Source organism: Streptomyces sp. NPDC087215, from assembly GCF_044744885.1.
Classification (GTDB): domain Bacteria; phylum Actinomycetota; class Actinomycetes; order Streptomycetales; family Streptomycetaceae; genus Streptomyces.
Genome location: NZ_JBIUZD010000005.1, coordinates 127,285 through 144,216 on the forward strand (window position 1 = coordinate 127,285; position 16,932 = coordinate 144,216).

10 protein-coding genes and 1 pseudogene are annotated in these 16,932 nt (G+C 73.4%); 8 read left to right on the top strand and 3 right to left on the bottom strand.

Annotated features, from left to right (window positions below; translation table 11 throughout):
- Positions 1–269: 269 nt before the first annotated feature.
- The 7 genes from ACIO92_RS15965 (at position 270) to ACIO92_RS15995 (ending at position 11,710) form a co-directional block, all read left to right on the top strand.
- Positions 270–1,610, top strand: coding sequence for a hypothetical protein (locus tag ACIO92_RS15965; protein WP_402281762.1), 1,341 nt, complete (start codon positions 270–272; stop codon positions 1,608–1,610).
- A gap of 66 nt (positions 1,611–1,676) precedes the next feature.
- Positions 1,677–2,168: a hypothetical protein gene (locus tag ACIO92_RS15970; protein ID WP_402281760.1), complete on the top strand. Its 492-nt coding sequence runs from the start codon at positions 1,677–1,679 to the stop codon at positions 2,166–2,168.
- 254 nt (positions 2,169–2,422) lie between these two features.
- Positions 2,423–4,498, top strand: a complete 2,076-nt coding sequence (locus ACIO92_RS15975) for an ABC transporter transmembrane domain-containing protein (RefSeq protein WP_402281758.1) — start codon at positions 2,423–2,425, stop codon at positions 4,496–4,498.
- A complete protein-coding gene (locus ACIO92_RS15980; protein WP_366442242.1) occupies positions 4,495–6,390 on the top strand; it encodes an ABC transporter ATP-binding protein in 1,896 nt (631 codons plus the stop codon). Before ACIO92_RS15975 ends, ACIO92_RS15980 begins: the two co-directional genes overlap by 4 nt.
- Before the next feature lie 1,008 nt (positions 6,391–7,398).
- Entirely contained in the window at positions 7,399–9,423 is a 2,025-nt protein-coding gene (locus ACIO92_RS15985; RefSeq protein WP_366442243.1) for a M4 family metallopeptidase, read from the top strand.
- Positions 9,424–9,510: 87 nt separating this feature from the next.
- A complete protein-coding gene (locus tag ACIO92_RS15990) occupies positions 9,511–10,167 on the top strand; it encodes a response regulator transcription factor (protein ID WP_366442244.1) in 657 nt (218 codons plus the stop codon).
- Positions 10,160–11,710, top strand: coding sequence for a histidine kinase (locus tag ACIO92_RS15995; protein ID WP_366442245.1), 1,551 nt, complete (start codon positions 10,160–10,162; stop codon positions 11,708–11,710). Before ACIO92_RS15990 ends, ACIO92_RS15995 begins: the two co-directional genes overlap by 8 nt.
- A gap of 40 nt (positions 11,711–11,750) precedes the next feature.
- Here the strand turns inward: ACIO92_RS15995 and ACIO92_RS16000 are convergent, their stop codons facing one another.
- A complete protein-coding gene (locus ACIO92_RS16000) occupies positions 11,751–12,308 on the bottom strand; it encodes a GNAT family N-acetyltransferase (protein WP_401237073.1) in 558 nt (185 codons plus the stop codon).
- Positions 12,293–13,552 carry an XRE family transcriptional regulator gene (locus ACIO92_RS16005; RefSeq protein ID WP_402281754.1) on the bottom strand — a complete coding sequence of 420 codons (1,260 nt, stop codon included), beginning with the start codon at positions 13,550–13,552 and terminating at the stop codon, positions 12,293–12,295. Before ACIO92_RS16005 ends, ACIO92_RS16000 begins: the two co-directional genes overlap by 16 nt.
- Before the next feature lie 136 nt (positions 13,553–13,688).
- Between ACIO92_RS16005 and ACIO92_RS16010 the strand changes: the two are divergent.
- Positions 13,689–14,033 (top strand): annotated as a pseudogene (locus ACIO92_RS16010) (ATP-binding protein); the annotation flags it as partial.
- Between the two features lie 74 nt (positions 14,034–14,107).
- On the opposite strand, the gene glgP reads toward ACIO92_RS16010, so the two are convergent.
- Positions 14,108–16,663: an alpha-glucan family phosphorylase gene (glgP, locus tag ACIO92_RS16015; protein ID WP_366442248.1), complete on the bottom strand. Its 2,556-nt coding sequence runs from the start codon at positions 16,661–16,663 to the stop codon at positions 14,108–14,110.
- Positions 16,664–16,932: the final 269 nt, after the last annotated feature.

The window sequence follows — 16,932 nt, forward strand, 5'->3', positions numbered from 1 at the left end:
CCTCCCGACAGCCCCCGCACGTCACCCCGGGTCGGGCGCGTCGCCATGCCCCGGCCAATGGCCCTTCCTCGCCGCCTGATTCGGCGCCTACTTCGGCGAGACCACCGAGTCCGACCCCGCCAGACGGCCGTCCCCTCACCCCGCGTGCGGACCGGCATCGGACGAGGGTCCCGTCCCCGGCCCGGCTCACCCTGCCCACGACCTGCGCGTTCCCTCATGTGATGATCCACCGCACTGTGATCCGCGCAGGATTCGAGGGGGAGAGAAAGATGACGACGGATGCGAACGGCATCGATACGACCGGCCCGACCGGCCGACTGATCCATACGGCCGACCTCGCGCAGAACCCGGCACCGCAGGCCATCGCCACCGACACGAAGAACGAGTACGTCTTCGTCCTGCAACTGGAGTCCCAGGAGACCGCTGAGCGGACTTCCGGGAACCTGATCCTCAACCGCTTCAACCGGCAGACCGGTGGCTGGCTCGACTCGATGCAGCTCGTCGGCTTCGGCCACGGCCTGGCCCTCGGTGCCGAGCCCGTCGGCACCGACACCTACCTGTGGACCGAGTGCGGCCCGCTGCGCGTCACGACGCCGGAGGACCCGAAGGACGCCGTCGCGTACGGCACGGCCGTCACGCGCTTCAAGTACTCCAAGGGCGGAGTGCTCAAGGCCGACGACAGCGCGCTGCCGAAGTTCACACCGCCCGGCGGCAGCCTCGCCACCGGCCCGTCGTACGACCCGACGACCCCGGCCGCCACGGTCACCCTCATGCATGTCCGGGGCACCACGCGGTACTTCACCCGCTACGGGGCGGCCAAGGCCGCCGTCGGCACGTGGACCCCGATCGGCGCCCCCGTCAGCATCACCAGGACCCAGCCGACGGCGACCGTCGCCCCCAGCCTGCCGCCGAAGCCCGAGCTGGAAAGGAACCTCAGCTTCCAGGGCTTCCAGACCATGGGTGATGTCCTGTACGTGTACCAGTGGGCCAAGTACACCGAGGCGAACGGCACGTTCCCGGGCCACACCCTGCTCAGGAGGTTCTCCTGGACGACGGGCGCCCCGATCGACCCCGAGCCCGTGGTCGTCACCAGCGCCCCCGGTCTGAAGCGCCGCGAACCGGAGGGTCTCGCCGCCGAGATCGACCCCGCGACCGGGCAGGCCCGACTGCTGTTCGGGTTCAGCAACACGGTCCCGCCCGACGGCGGCGCACGCGACGTCACCATCTGCTGGTACCCCACCGAGCCCCCCGTCGACGGTGTCCGGGTCCTGGCCGACTGGGAGGACCTGACCCTCGCCGAAGGCGTCCGTCCCGGGGCCGAGCGTCCGCGCGGGCGGCTCGTCGCCCTCGCGGGCACCACCTACCTCCAGCTCCGGGGCGGTGTCTCCGCCTCCCCCGGGCTGACCAAGGACCTCCGGATCGCCACGCTGCCGCACCGGTTGCGCCCGACGGTGACACTCCGGCACAACGCGCCCCGCAGCAACAACAAGGGGCGCGCGATCTGCCGTGTGGAAGCCGACATCCACGGCGAACTGTGGGTGGTCGGCGCGACCGCCGACAACACGATCACCTGGGTCGACCTCGACAACGTGTCCGCCGTCTGGCGCTGACGTTCCCCGATCCCCACCACGCCGCCCGGCAGCTTCCCCGCACTCACCGATCCGGAGGATCACCCCATGACCACGACCAGCCGTCGTTCCCTGCTCGCCGCGGCGCTCGCCACCCCCGTCGCCGCCGTCGGCGTACCGCTCGCCACCGCCACCCCGGCCGTTGCCGCTGCCGCCGATCCCCTCACCGGCTGCCAGACCGTCGTCGGCTGGACGAACATCGCCCTGGCAACGGACATCACCGCCGAGAACGGCTCCCCGCCCCAGGCCCGGATCATCCGGCTCGCCGGCACGGAGTTCCTCCAGCTGCGCGGCGTGGCACTCTGCGAATTCACCGAGGACACCCCGCTCGGTACCCTGCCGCTCGGTACCCGCCCGCCCAAGCCGACCCGCGGGACAGCCGCGCGGAACAACCACGAGGGCATCAACGCGATCCGCGTCGACGTGGACACCGACGGTGTCCTCATGGCCCGCGGCACGGCGACGGCGAAGGGCGAGCCGCCGTCGACGAACGTCGTCCGCTGGATCCAGCTGGACTCCTTCTCGGCCGTCATCCGCTGACCCGGGCCGGTGCCGGTGCCGGTCAGCCGACCGGGGGCCGGGGGCCGTGTGACGGAAATCCTGATGAGACGTGTCAGGGGTGAACCGTAAGGTCGGGCCTGATGTCCGAGAATCCTGTCGCCCCAGAACCCCCCGCCCCCGAGCCCCCGTCCGCCTCCGCGCCAGGTCCCGCGCCCGGTCCCGGTCCGAAGTCCGGTCCCGGGGACGGGTCCGCGCGGCCCGGGGACGGGTCCGCGCCCGGCGGGAGGTCCTCCGTGCGCGGGCTGCTGCGGCTCTGGCCGTACGTGCGGCCCGTGCGGGCGCGGTTGTTCACGGCCGCGTTCGTCGCGGTCGTGGCCTCCTGTCTGTCGCTCGTCATCCCGCTCGTCCTGAAGTGGCTGGTGGACGGGCCCGTCCAGGACGGCGACCCGGGCGGGGTGTGGCTCGGCGCGCTCTACCTGCTGCTGCTCGGCATCACCGAGGCCGTACTGTTCGGCCTCCGCCGCTGGCTGGTCGCCCGCCCGCTCGCCTCCGTCGAGGCGCACATGCGGGCCGATCTGTACGGCAGGCTCCAGCGGCTGCCGATCGCCTTCCACGACCGGTGGCCGTCCGGCCAGCTCCTCTCGCGCGGCACGACCGATCTGATGCTGGTCCGCCTGTTCCTCGCGTTCCCGCTGACGTTCCTCCTGGTCAACGGCGTGACGATCCTCGCGGGTTACGTCCTGCTGCTCGCCCAGGACTGGTCGCTCGGCCTGGTGCTGCTGACCCCGGTCCTCCCGCTGGTGCTGGTCTGCTCGGCCTTCGAGAGCCGGTACGGGGTGGTCGCGCGGCGCGCCCAGGACCAGGTGGGCGATCTGACGACGGTCGTCGAGGAGAGCGTCCTCGGCATCCGGATCGTCAAGGGCTTCGGCCGCCACCGCAGTCAGGCCCGCGCCTTCCGCGAGCTGTCCGGACTGCTGCGCGGCACGGAACTCGTCAAGGCCCGGCTGCTCGCCATGATCTGGGCCGTCATCACCTTCGTACCGGAGCTGGCGATCGGTGCGGCGCTCGTCCTCGGCACCGTACAGGTGGCGGACGGGGACCTGTCGGCGGGGACGCTCGTCGCGTTCCTGTCCACGGCCCTGGCGCTGCGCTGGCCGGTGGAGTCGATCGGCTTCCTGCTCGCGATGAGCCAGGAGGCGGCGACCGCGACGGAACGTTACTTCGAGGTGATGGACGCCGAGGTGGAGCCGGACGCCCCCGCCGCCGGGGGCCTCTCGGCCGACGGGCCCGGCGGGGTGCGGTTCGAGGGGGTGTCGTTCCGCTACCCGGACGCCCCGGCGGGCTCCCCGCCCGTACTGGACGGCGTCGACCTGCACATCCGCCCCGGCGAGACCCTCGCCCTGGTCGGCGGCACCGGCTCCGGCAAGACCACGCTGACCGCCCTCGTCCCCAGGCTCCACGAGGCCTCCGGCGGGCGCATCCTGTTCGACGGCGAGGACATCGCCCTGATGGAACGGGAGCGGCTGCGGTCCCTGGTGTCGGTGGCCTTCGAGGAGCCCACGCTGTTCTCGGCGAGCGTCGGCGAGAACGTCCTGATGGGCGCCGACGCCTCGGCGGGCGAGCCCGAGCTGCGCCGCGCCCTGGGCGTCGCGCAGGCCGACGGTTTCGTCGACCGGCTGCCCGGCGGCGCCGGGACGCAGGTCGGCGAGCAGGGTCTGAGCCTGTCCGGCGGGCAGCGGCAGCGGCTCGCGCTGGCCCGCGCGGTCGTCGGCAGGCCCCGGTTCCTGGTCCTGGACGACCCGCTGTCCGCGCTCGACGTGCACACCGAGGCACGGGTGGAGGCGGCCCTGCGCGAGGTGCTGCGCGAGACGACGGCACTCGTGGTGGCGCACCGCCCTTCGACGGTGATGCTGGCCGACCGGGTGGCCCTGCTGTCCGGAGGCCGGATAGCGGCCGTGGGCACCCATCAGGAACTGCTGCGGAGCAGCGAGGAGTACGCCTGGCTGATGTCCGGGGAGAGCAGGACCGGGGAGAGCAGGACCGGGGAGAGCAGGACCGGGGAAGGCGCGACCGGGGAGCGTGTGAGCGGGGAAGGTGTGAGCGGGGAGAGCCTGATCGGGGGCGGCCCTGCTGGGGAGAACCCTGCCGGGGAGAGCGGAGGCGGCGGGAGCCGGACCGCCGCCCCGAGGGGCGCCCGCGAGAGCCGGGCCGCTTCGGAAGGCGAAGGCTCCGAGAACCAGGTCCCGGGGAGCGAGGCCCCCGAAACCCGGGCCCTGGAAGGCGAAGGCCCCGAGAGCCGGGCCCCGGAGAACGAAGCCCGCGAGAACGAAGCCCGCGAGAGCGGCGCCGGAGAGGCCGGGAACCGATGACGGACACCGCACTGACCGGGCGCCGGGACCCGGCGGACCCCACCAACAACACCGACAACACCGGTCCCGTCGACCCCACCGCCCCCGGAGGGGACGCGCCCGGGGACCCCTTCGACCGGGACGACCTGCCCGCGCCGCCCGGGGCGACGGGCGCGCTGCTGCGCTCCCTGCTGGCCGCGCACCGGGTCCGGGTCGTGCTCGCCTCGCTGGTACTGCTGGTCAAGGAGGCGGCCGTGCAGGCGGGGCCGCTCCTCGTGGCGTACGCCATCGACCGGGGCGTTCCGGCGTTCCGGGCCGGTGACCACGGGCCGGTGGTCGCGGTGGGTCTGGGCTACCTGCTGTGCGCGGCGCTGTCCGGTCTCCTCCAGTACGTCTTCATGCGCGGGGCGGCCCGGATCAACCAGGACGTGCTGCTCGACCTGCGGGGCCGGATCTTCCGGCACGCCCAGGTCCTGAGCGTCGACTTCCACGAGCGGTACACCTCGGGCCGGTTGATCTCCCGTTCGACCACGGACGTGGAATCGCTGCGGGAGCTGCTGGCGGAGGGTCTTCAGGAACTGATCGGCGTGGTCCTGTCGTTCGTGTCGATCTCCCTGGTGCTGCTCTGGCTGGACCTGGGCATCGGGGCGGTGGCGGTGGCCTCGTTCGTACCGCTGTACCTGCTGGTGCGGCTGTACCAGCGGCGGGCGGGCGCGGTGTACGGCGAGCGTTCGACGGCGATAGCGGGCGTGATCGTGAAGTTCGCGGAGACGATGAACGGCATCCGTCCGGTACGGGCGTTCCGCCGGGAGCGGTTGAACGACGCGGAGTTCGCGGCGCTCAACCACCGGCACGAGCGCAGCAACGGCGACGCGCTCCTGGAGATGGCCCGGTACGTCGTCGGTTCCCGGCTGGTCGCCAACACGGCCGTCGCGGGCATGTGTCTGTGGGGTGCCCACCGGGTGGCGTCGGGCTCGCTGGAACTGGGCGTGCTCGCCGCGGCGGTGCTGTACATGCGGCGCCTGTACGACCCGATCGACCGGCTCGGCATGTTCCTCAACTCCTACGAGTCGGCCGCCGCGTCCCTCACGAAGATCGCGGGTCTGCTCGCGCAGGCGCCGGGGGTGCCGGAGGCGGCGGAGCCCCGGGAACTGCCGGTGCGCACCGGCACCCCGGGCCGCGAGGTGGTCTTCGACGGGGTGCGGTTCGCGTACCGCACGGGCGGTGAGGTGCTGCCCCGCTTCGATCTGACGGTCCCGGCGGGCCAGACGGTCGCGGTGGTGGGGGCGACGGGCGCGGGCAAGTCGACGCTCGCCAAGCTCCTGGCCCGTTTCTACGACCCGACGGACGGGGCGGTGCGGCTCGACGGCGTGGACCTCCGCGACCTCACGGTGCCGGAACTGCGCCGGGGCGTGGTGATGGTGACGCAGGAGGCGTTCCTGTTCTCGGGGACGGTCGCGGAGAACATCGCGATCGGGCGCCCGGAGGCGACGCGCGCGGAGATCGAGGAGGCGGCGCGGGCGATCGGGGCGCACGAGTTCATCGTGGGCCTGCCGGACGGCTACGACACGGACGTACGGAAGCGGGGCGGGCGGATCTCGGCGGGCCAGCGGCAGTTGGTGGCCTTCGCGCGGGCGCTGCTGGCCGACCCGGCGGTGCTGATCCTGGACGAGGCGACGAGTTCCCTGGACGTGCCGGGCGAACGGGCGGTGCAGCGGGCGATGGACACGGTCCTGGCGGGCCGGACGGCGGTGGTGATCGCCCACCGCCTGTCGACGGTCGAGGTCGCGGACCGGGTCCTGGTGATGGAGGACGGCCGGATCGTGGAGGACGGCGCCCCCTCGGAGCTGGTCTCCGGCGAGGGCCGATACGCGGGTCTGCACCGGGCGTGGCGGGAGAGCCTGGTGGGCTGAGCGGTACGGGCTGAGCGGGGCGGGTGGGCCCGGCGGGCTGGAGCGGGACGGGACCGGCCCCGTACGACCGGCAGGTCGGCCCAACAGGACCGGGCCCCGCGTGCACCACCGGCACCGCCAGGCACCACCGGCACCACCGGCCATCACCCGCACCACAGGCACTACCAGGCATCACCCGCACCACCGAGACCGCCCGGCACCACCAGGACCACCGCCCCGCCCGACCCCCACCCGCCCCCCCGGTCACCCTCCAGGCCGCCCTCCCGCCGGGGTTGGCCGACGGAGGGGCTGGCTCCCGGGTTCGCTCTTTGCCAGAATGGGGTCTGTCCTTTGCCAGATCCCGGTCCGTCCTTTGCCGGGCCGAAGGGCCGGGCCCCGCAGCGCGGGCGCCCGGCCGCCCACGGACCCGCCCGTCCCGCGCCGGACCGGAGCCCGGACCCGTACGGACGAGGCCCGGACGCGGGGCGGACGGAGCCCGGAACCGTACGGACGGAGCCGGGACCCCGTCCGTACGGCGCTTCACGCCCCCGGCGCCCGATGGCCGGGGAGGACCGCCCCCGGCCGGATCGGCGCGGGCGGTATTCGGGCATCCCCGACGCCGGGCCGGACGAAAAGAACCGGCCAGCGGGCGACGTGAACCCATCGGGTCGGACCCGCCCGGGAGCGGGTCCCCCGAGGGGCGGCCGATGCCCCCGTCTCGCTCTGCGGACAGGCCTCACGCACCAGCACCTGCCAACGCCCGACGGCGGCGCGTCCATGATCGACGAAACGTCCGGTTAATGAACACGGCCGTACGGGCAGCGAACGATTTCCGGTCAAGTTGCCGACGCGGCCATGACAGGTCCCCGTCATTCCTGACACTCTCTCCCCCGGCTCACCTCGTACCACCGTTCGCAGCTTCACCCGAACGGGTTCCGCGTCACAGGAACGTGCTCCACAGCTCTGCTTGCTCCGCCCGGACGGGCGCAACCCAGTCCGCCGGTACCCCCCTCGCAAGAAGGAGTCTGCGTGAGATCCACGCCCAGCCGTCGCGCCACCGCGACCGGCGCCCTGATCGCCGCCGCCGCCATGCTCTCCATGGGCTTCCAGACGGGCGCCGCCACCGCGGCGGACACCCCCCTGGGCATCGCGCCCAAGGCCCAGCAGGGCGGCCAGGCCGATCCCGGCAAGCTCCCCGCCGACCTCTCCCCCGCCCAGCGCACCGCGCTCATCAAGGCGGCGGACGCGGACAAGGCCGCCAAGGCCAAGGAGATCGGCCTCGGCGCCCAGGAGAAGCTGGTCGTCCGGGACGTCGTCCAGGACAGGGACGGCACCACCCACACCCGCTACGAGCGGACCTACGCGGGACTGCCCGTCCTCGGCGGTGACCTGATCGTCGCCGAGTCCAAGGCCGGCGCCACCACCGGTGTCACCAAGTCCTCCCGCGCGGAGCTCAAGAACATCGCCACCACGGCCACGGTCGCCCCGGCCGCCGCCGAGAAGCAGGCCGTCGGCCTCGCCAAGGCGGACGGCGCCGACAAGGCCGCCGCCACCGCCCCGCGCAAGGTCGTCTGGGCCGCCCAGGGCACCCCCGTCCTCGCGTACGAGACCGTCGTCGGCGGCTTCCAGCCGGACGGCACCCCGAACGAGCTGCACGTGGTGACCGACGCCAAGACCGGCGCCAAGCTCTTCGAGTGGCAGGGCGTCGAGAACGGCACCGGCAACACGCAGTACAGCGGCACCGTCACCCTCGGCACCGCGCCCTCGTACTCGCTGACCGACACCGGTCGCGGCAACCACAAGACGTACAACCTCAACGGTGGTTCGTCCGGCACCGGGACGCTCTTCACCAACACCACCGACACCTGGGGCAACGGTCTCCCCGCCAACAAGGAGACCGCGGGCGCCGACGCGCACTTCGGTGCCGCGCTCACCTGGGACTACTACAAGAACGTGCAGGGCCGCACCGGCATCCGCGGTGACGGCGTCGGCGCGTACTCCCGGGTCCACTACGGCAACGCGTACATCAACGCGTTCTGGCAGGACAGCTGCTTCTGCATGACGTACGGCGACGGCGCGGGCAACGCCAAGCCGCTCACGTCCATCGACGTGGCCGCCCACGAGATGACCCACGGCGTCACCGCCGCCACCGCCAACCTGACCTACAGCGGCGAGTCCGGCGGCCTCAACGAGGCCACCTCCGACATCTTCGCCGCGGCCGTCGAGTTCTACGCCAACAACGCGCAGGACCAGGGCGACTACCTCGTCGGCGAGAAGATCGACATCAACAGCAACGGCACCCCGCTGCGCTACATGGACAAGCCGAGCAAGGACGGCGCGTCCAAGGACGCGTGGTACTCCGGCATCGGCTCGATCGACGTCCACTACTCCTCGGGCCCGGCGAACCACTTCTACTACCTGCTCTCCGAGGGCAGCGGCACCAAGACCATCAACGGCGTCACCTACAACTCGCCGACCTCCGACGGCCTGCCCGTCACGGGCATCGGCCGGGACAAGGCCTCGCTGATCTGGTTCAAGGCGCTCACCACCAAGTTCGGCTCCTCGACCAACTACGCCGGAGCCCGCACGGGCACCGTCGCGGTGGCCACCGAGCTGTACGGCGCCGGCAGCCCCGAGGTCACGGCCGTCGAGAACGCCTGGGCCGGGATCAACGTCGGTCCGCGCCCCGGCGGCAACCCGCCCACCGGCAAGGTCTTCGAGAACGCCGCCGACGTGTCCATCCCGGACAACGGCGCCGCGGTGACCTCCTCCCTGACCGTCTCCGGCGTCACGGGCAACGCCCCCACCAACCTCGCCGTCGGCGTGGACGTCGTCCACACCTGGCGCGGTGACCTGATCGTCGACCTGATCGCCCCCGACGGCACGGTCTACAACCTGGCCAACCGGACCGGCGGCAGCGCCGACAACATCCAGGAGACCTTCACCGTCGACGCCTCCTCCGAGGTCGCCAACGGCGTCTGGAAGCTCCGCGCCCAGGACAAGGCGTCCGCGGACACCGGCTACATCAACGGCTTCAAGCTGACCTTCCCGTAAGCCCGGGAAGCACGCCTGAGACCACCTGACGGACGCCCCGGGGGCTCGATCCCCCGGGGCGTCCGCCCGTCTGCGTAGGGTTGCCGCATGATCAAGGTGCTGCTTGCCGACGACGAGACGATGATCAGGGCCGGTGTCCGGGCCATCCTCGCCACCGACCCCGGGATCGAGGTGGTCGCCGAGGCGGGGGACGGCCACGAGGCCGTCGAACTGGCCCGCGAGCACCGGCCCGACGTCGCCCTCCTCGACATCCGGATGCCCCGGCTCGACGGACTCGACGCCGCCGAGGAGATCCGCCGGATCGTGCCGGAGACCGCCGTCGTCATGCTCACCACCTTCTCCGAGGACGCCTTCGTCGCCCGCGCCCTCGGCTGCGGCGTCAGCGGCTTCCTGCTCAAGTCCGGCGACCCGCGCGAGCTCATCGCCGGGGTCCGCGCCGTGGCCGGGGGCGGCGCCGCCCTCTCCCCCAGCGTCGCCCGCCGGGTCATCGACACCCTCGGCGGCGAACGGTTCACCCGGGCCGCGCGGGCACGGGCCCGCCTCGAACCGCTCACCGGCCGGGAGCGGGAGGTCGTCGCCCTGCTCGGCGCCGGACTGTCCAACCAGGAGATCGCCGAGCGCCTGTACGTCGTCGAAGGCACCGTCAAGGCCCATGTCAGCGCCGTCCTCGGACGGCTCGGCCTGCGCAACCGGGTCCAGCTCGCGGTCCTCGCCCACGAGGCCGGACTGGTGCCCGATGCCTGAGGACCGGCCCGAACGCCTCCGGGAGCACCTCTTCGACCTGCTCCTGTGGCTGCTGCTCTGCGTACCGGTCCTGCTGAAGTCGGACCCGAACGACGGCGGGAGCTGGACGCTCGTCGCCGTCGGCGTGGCCGTCCTCGGCGGCTGTGTCGCGGTGAGCCGCCGGTGGCCGCTGCTCGCGCTCACCGTCGTCGTCGCGGCCAGCCTCCCGGCCTCCCTGGAGCTGTTCACCCCCTCGTACAGCCTGGCCCTGATCGCCTTCGGCTACCTCGCCGGACGGCGGCAGGAGCACACCCGGGCCGCGCTGTGGCTGTTCGGCGCGGTGGCGGCCGTCGGACTGCTCCTCACCCGGCTCACCCACACCTCCCTCGGCCAGTGGTTCACCCTGCTGCTGGCCCTGGCGCTCGCCGTCGTCGCACCCTGGCTGATCGGCCGGTACGTCCGCCAGTACGACCGGCTGGTCCGCAGCGGCTGGGAGCTCGCGGACCGGATGGAACGGGAACAGGCGGCCGTCGCCGACCGCGAGCGGCTGCGCGAGCGGTCCCGGATCGCCGGTGACATGCACGACTCCCTCGGCCACGACCTGGCCCTGATCGCGATCCGCGCGGGCGCCCTGGAGGTCTCCCCCGAGCTGGGGCCCGACCAGCAGCGGGCGGCGGGCGAACTGCGGCGGGCGGCGGCGGACGCCACGGCCCGGCTGCGGGACATCATCGGAGTGCTCCGCGAGGAGGACCCCACCGCCCCCACCACCAGCCCGCCCGGCGAGACCGTCGAGGAACTGGCCGCCCGCGCCCGCGCCTCCGGGCTCGCCGTCACCGTCGACGCCACCCCCGTGCCCACCCTGCCGGGGATGTCCGGCCTCGCCCTGCACCGGGTGGTGCAGGAGGGACTGACCAACGCGGCCAAGCACGCGCCGGGCGCGCCCGTCGCGGTCTCCGTGACCCAGGACCCGGCGAACGTCCGGGTCCGGGTGGTCAGCGGCCCCGGCCCGGGACCGGACGGCGGCGGCCCCGGCGGTCGGAAGGCGTCCGGCGGTACGGGCCTGGTCGGCCTCGACGAGCGGGTGCGGCTGGCGGGCGGCAGGCTCGCCCACCGGGCCACCGAGGACGGCGGTTTCCTCCTTGAGGCCGTACTGCCCCGGCGCCCTCCCGCACCGCTGCCCGCCGCGCCGACCTCGGCGCGGGAGCTGGACCGGGCCCGCCGCGAGGTCCGCAAGGGCCTGGTGCGGGCGGTGTGGATCCCGCTGGCCCTGCTCGCCGCCCTCGGCCTGCTGATGGCGGGGGTCGCCCTGTGGACGCAGTCCCAGTCCTATCTGGAGCCGGAGGACTACGCGCGGATGCGGATCGGGATGTCCCCGGCGCAGCTCGCCGAGGTCTCCGACGACCTGCCCGAGCATCCGCTGGACAAGCCGCCGCAGGGCGTCCCGCCGGAGCCCCCCGGGATGCACGAGTGCCGGTACTACCGGGCCACGATGCTCGCCGCGATCCCGGTGTACCGCCTGTGCTTCGTCGACGGCCACCTCGCCGCCAAGGCCGAACTCCCCTGACCCCGCCGCCCGGATCCCCGGGGCGGGTACGTCGCCGAGGTCACCGGAGCCCGGCACCGGCTTCCGGGGGCAGCTCGACCAGCATGACGGCGCAGACCGGGGAGTCGGGGAAGGGCCGCCGCTCACCCACTTTGCGGAAGCCCCAGGACTCGTAGAGAGCCTGGACCCGGGGATGCGCGGTGTCGACCAGGAGAACGGCGAGGTCTTCGTCCCGGCTGCCCAGCAGCGCGTGGGCGAGCCGCTCCGCGATTCCGGCCCCCCGGCGCTTCGTCCTGACCGCCAGTTCGGAGAAGGAGAACGTACGGTCCCGCTCCGGAGCCGGAGCGAGATGCTCACGCCACCACTCGCGGTGCCTGGCGGCCGGGGCTCCGTACGCGAAACCCACCGCTTCGCCGCCCTCGTACGCGATCACGCAGGAGAAGGCCGGGGCGCTGCCCCAGTGATCGACGAACCACGGGAAGCGTTGGTTGAACTCGTCGTCCATCGCGTCCGCGTAGGCATCGGCGTGGATGTCGATGAGCGTCTGCCGGATACGGGGCAGATCGCTGTGGGCGTACCGTCGGAGATCGAGTTCGTCGGCCTTCACGCTCTGCTCCATTCGGATCGGTAGCGGTCTCCCCACTCCCGCACGGCTGTCGCCCCCGGCGCAAGAGTGATCAGGTCTCTGTAGAAGTCTCCGAGACGCGACCGCATACGGCCGGGGATCGAGTGCCCCTCCATCAGCTCGAAGGCGGTCGAGGCGCTGGCACACGCCTGGTCGACATCGCCCTGGCGCACCTGAGCCAGCGCGAGCTGCGCCGTGGCCATGGCGCGGTTCCGGCGGAACTGCCGGGGAATCGAGGACAGAGCCCGGTGGGAGGCGGCTTCCGCAGCGGCGAAGTTCCCGATCCTGTTGTGGACGACGGCGGTCAGGGCCGTCAGCTCAGCCGGACCGTAGAAGGCCGTCCAGCTCGGCCGGGGAGCTGCCGGGACCGCCTTGCTCAGGGCTTCCCGCGCGTGCCCCAGAGAGCGGAGGGCAGCCTGTCGGTCGCGGCCCGAGTGGCCGACGGCTGTGCGGGCGTGGGCCAGCGAGGCGAAGAGCGGATCCCGCTTCGTGACGGTCGTGGCCTGGGCCGCCATGGCGGAGTCCACGGCGTCCGAGTGCTCTCCACGCTGATTGGCTGGCATCGCGTACAGGTTCCAGACCTGAAGCTCCGCGACGGAGTCCCGGCCCATTCCGGCCAGGTACAGGGCTCTGCCCAGAAGAGCGTGGGCCCGGTCCCCTCTCTGCGCGTCCAGCGCGCTCCAGGCCGCGGTGGCGGTGTAGTCGGCGGCCACGGAGAAGAGCCGCTGACGGACGCGCTGTGTGGCCCCGAGCCTCTGCTTCTCCAGTGCCTCTGCGGCTCCCGCGAGCGCGGCCCGCTCCAGCCCCTCGTGGCCGCCCTTCTTGTCGTCGAGGGCAATGAGGGCGTCCAGGCCGTCGCGGAGCCGGATGACGTCGGAGGTGCCGACCTGCCGAGGAGCGCCCAGGAACGGGGCGACGACCGTGACCGTCGTGCCACCTGCGCCGGTGAGGAAATTCCTGCGGTCCACAGGGCCCTCCGAGGGCTTCGTGGGGCTCCTTCTCCCTGGCGGACGGAAGCCCAGCGCGTCAGCGGTTCGGCCGAACACCGCCTCCAGAGCCTCCCTCTGACGGGGGTGCGGCCACCGGGTCCTTCCGGTCAGCCAGTTGCGGACCGTCCGGTCGCCGACCGTGCCCTCGTGGCCACGGCCGATCAGGCGGGTGTTCACGGCATCGGCCAACTCGTACTGCTTGAAGCCGCGTTCCCTCATGGCGCCGTCGAGGCGCTTGTTCCCCTCCATATGCCCACGGTAGTGACCGGGACCCGCCCCCGGCCCGGATCCCGGTGAGTTTTCCGGTCGGGCCGGACCCACACCCACGGAAGTCTTCCTCCTCCCATGCCCCGGACGGCCGTTCACTGACACGAGGCCACGGAGTGCGGCGATCGCCCGCGGACTGGTCCGTACGGTGCTGCCCCCGTGGGGCCTGGAGTCACTGAGCGAGGACGCCGCCCTGGTGATCACGGAGCTGGTCGCCAACGCGGTCGACCACGGCCGGCTCCCGTCGATCCGCGTGATCGTCGCCAGGCCCCGCGCGAACCGGGTTCGGCTGGGGGTCGTCGACCGTTCCACGACCGTCCCGACGCTCAGGACGGAGTCCGGCGGCGACCGGCTTCGCGGGCGGGGTCTGCTCCTGGTCGACGCCCTGACGGAGCGGTGGGGCACTGAACTGTACGGCTGGGGCAAACAGGTCTGGGCCGAGTTGCAGGAGGAGGCGCCGTGAAGGGAGCCCGGCACGGAAGCGCCCCGGTCCGGGGCGCACCGCACCGGGGCGTCCCGATCCGGCCGCGCGGACCGCTACCGCAGCAGCACCCCCGCCCCCTCGACCGGGGTCTCCTCCGGGAGGGCCGTGAGGCCCAGTTCGGCGGGGTGGGCGAGGAGGGGGTGGGACGGGCGGACGCGGACCGTGCAGCCGAAGGTGCCGGTGCGGTCCAGTTCCAGGGTGCCCGCGTACGGCCGGCCGCCGTCCAGGTCCGGGCCGCCCGCCGGTTTCAGCGGGACCGTACGGGGCTCGGTGAGGGTGTCGTCGGCGTCGACGCGGCCGGTGACGGCCTGCACCTCGACGTCGTCCGGGCCGAGGTCGCCGAGGCGCACCCGGACCCGGACGACCGGGGTGGCGCCCAGCTCCGCGTCCGTCGGCTCGTCGTCGAGCCCGTCGCCGACCTCGACGTGGTCGACGCCCACCCCGGGCCAGCCCGCCCTGACCCGCGCCTTCCAGGCCGCGAGGTCCCGCGCCCGGTCCGGGGTGAGCGCCCGGCGGGCGGCGGCGGCGGGCGCGTAGAGCCGCTCGACGTACTCGGTGACCATCCGGTCGGCGAGCACCTTCGGGCCGAGGTCCGTGAGGGTGCGGCGGACCATCGCCGTCCAGCCGGCCGGGACGCCGTCGGGGCCCCGGTCGTAGAAGCGGGGGGCGACCCGGCGCTCGATCAGCTCGTAGAGCGCGGCGGCCTCCAGGTCGTCGCGGCGCTCCTCGTCGTCGGCGGCGGCGCCGTCGGCGGTGGGGATGGCCCAGCCGAAGTCCGGCTCGAACCACTCGTCCCACCAGCCGTCCAGGACGGACAGGTTGAGGCAGCCGTTGAGGGCGGCCTTCATGCCGCTGGTGCCGCAGGCCTCCAGCGGGCGCAGCGGGTTGTTCAGCCAGACGTCGCAGCCGGGGTAGAGGCCCCGGGCCATCGCCATGCCGTAGTCGGGCAGGAAGACGATCCGGTGCCGTACCCGGGGGTCGTCGGAGAAGCGGACGAGTTCCCGCACGAGCCGTTTCCCGCCGTCGTCGGCGGGGTGCGCCTTGCCCGCGACGACGAGTTGCACGGGCCGCTCGGGGTGCAGGAGCAGTGCCCGCAGCCGGTCGGGGTCGCGGAGCATCAGGGTGAGCCGTTTGTACGAGGGGACGCGGCGGGCGAAGCCGATGGTGAGGACGCCGGGGTCGAGGACGGACTCGGTCCAGCCGAGTTCGGCGGCGGCGGCGCCGCGCTGCCGCCAGGAGGCCCGCAGCCGTTCCCGTACGTCGGTGACGAGCCGTTCGCGCAGGGTGCGGCGGAGTTCCCACAGGGCGTGGTCGGTGGGGTCGGGGCCGAGGCGGCCGACCTCGGGGGCGACCCAGGTGGGGGCGTGGACGCCGTTGGTGACGGAGGTGATCGGCACCTCGTCGGTGTCGAAGCCGGGCCAGAGTCCGGCGAACATGTCCCGGCTGACGGCGCCGTGGAGGGTGGAGACGCCGTTGGCGCGCTGGGCGAGGCGCAGGCCCATGGCGGCCATGTTGAAGACGCCGGGGTCGCCGCCGAGGGGGGTCTCGTCGCCGAGGGCGAGGACCCGGGCGGTGTCGACGCCGGGCAGCGCGCCGTCCTCGCCGAGGTGGCGGGCGACGAGGGGGCGGTCGAAGCGGTCGATGCCCGCCGGGACGGGGGTGTGGGTGGTGAAGACGGTTCCGGCCCGGACGGTCTCCAGGGCGGCGTCGAAGTCGAGCCCCTCGCCCTGGAGTTCACGGATGCGTTCGAGTCCGAGGAAGCCCGCGTGGCCCTCGTTGGTGTGGAAGACCTCGGGGGCGGGGGTGCCGGTGAGGCGGCAGTACGTCCGGACGGCGCGGACCCCGCCGATGCCGAGGAGCATCTCCTGGAGCAGCCGGTGTTCGCTGCCGCCGCCGTACAGCCGGTCGGTGACGCCGCGTTCGCCGGGGGCGTTCTCCTCGACGTCGGAGTCGAGCATGAGGAGCGGGACGCGGCCGACCCGGGCGATCCAGAGGTGGGCGTGCAGGCTGCGTCCGCCGGGCAGGGCGAGGGTGGTCCTGGCGGGGGCGCCGTCGGTCTCGCGGAGCAGGGTGACGGGCAGTTCGCCGGGGTCGAGGACCGGGTAGTGCTCCTGCTGCCAGCCGTCGCGGCCGAGGGACTGGCGGAAGTAGCCGTGGCGGTAGAGCAGTCCGACGCCGATCAGCGGGACGCCGAGGTCGCTGGCGGCCTTGAGGTGGTCGCCCGCGAGGATGCCGAGGCCGCCGGAGTACTGGGGCAGGGCGGCGGCGACGCCGAACTCGGGCGAGAAGTAGGCGACGGAGGCGGGCCCCTCCCCGGTCCTGCGCTGGTACCAGCGGGGGTCTTCCAGATAGGAGGCGAGGTCGTCGGCGGCGGTCCGCAGCCGGGCCAGGAAGTCCCGGTCGGCGGCGAGGGCGGCGAGCCGGGGGGCTTCGAGGGCCCCGAGGATCCGGACGGGGTCGGCTCCCGGGACGCCGTCGGGGGCGAGGGAGTCGAAGAGGGAGCGGGTGGGTTCGTGCCAGGACCAGCGCAGGTTGTGCGCGAGGTCCGTGAGGGGTCGGAGGGTGTCGGGGAGGACGGGACGCACGGTGAATCGACGGATTGCCTTCACGGTTCCACCTTCGCAGGCGACCACGGAGCGGAGCGGGCGCACCACGCTGTGCGTCCGCGGTTCCGTGCCGGGCCGCCGTCGGCGGGCGGTGGGGGCGGACGGCGGGGGGCGTGCGGCGGGGGCGCGCGGCGGGGCCGGGAGGGCGTCGAGGGGCGGGCTTCCGGCGTCGGCGGGGAGCGGGCGCGGCCGGGCGGACGCCCCGCGGCGGCCTTCGGGCGGGGCTCGGCCGTGAGGTGCGGTACGAGGAGCCGGATCCGGCCGTCTTCGAG

Coding starts and splice junctions, on each gene's coding strand:
- ACIO92_RS15965 (WP_402281762.1), top strand. CDS start 270: ATGACGACGGATGCGAACGGCATCGATACGACCGGCCCGACCGGCCGA.
- ACIO92_RS15970 (WP_402281760.1), top strand. CDS start 1,677: ATGACCACGACCAGCCGTCGTTCCCTGCTCGCCGCGGCGCTCGCCACC.
- ACIO92_RS15980 (WP_366442242.1), top strand. CDS start 4,495: ATGACGGACACCGCACTGACCGGGCGCCGGGACCCGGCGGACCCCACC.
- ACIO92_RS15990 (WP_366442244.1), top strand. CDS start 9,511: ATGATCAAGGTGCTGCTTGCCGACGACGAGACGATGATCAGGGCCGGT.
- ACIO92_RS15995 (WP_366442245.1), top strand. CDS start 10,160: ATGCCTGAGGACCGGCCCGAACGCCTCCGGGAGCACCTCTTCGACCTG.
- ACIO92_RS16000 (WP_401237073.1), bottom strand. CDS start 12,308: ATGGAGCAGAGCGTGAAGGCCGACGAACTCGATCTCCGACGGTACGCC.
- ACIO92_RS16005 (WP_402281754.1), bottom strand. CDS start 13,552: ATGGAGGGGAACAAGCGCCTCGACGGCGCCATGAGGGAACGCGGCTTC.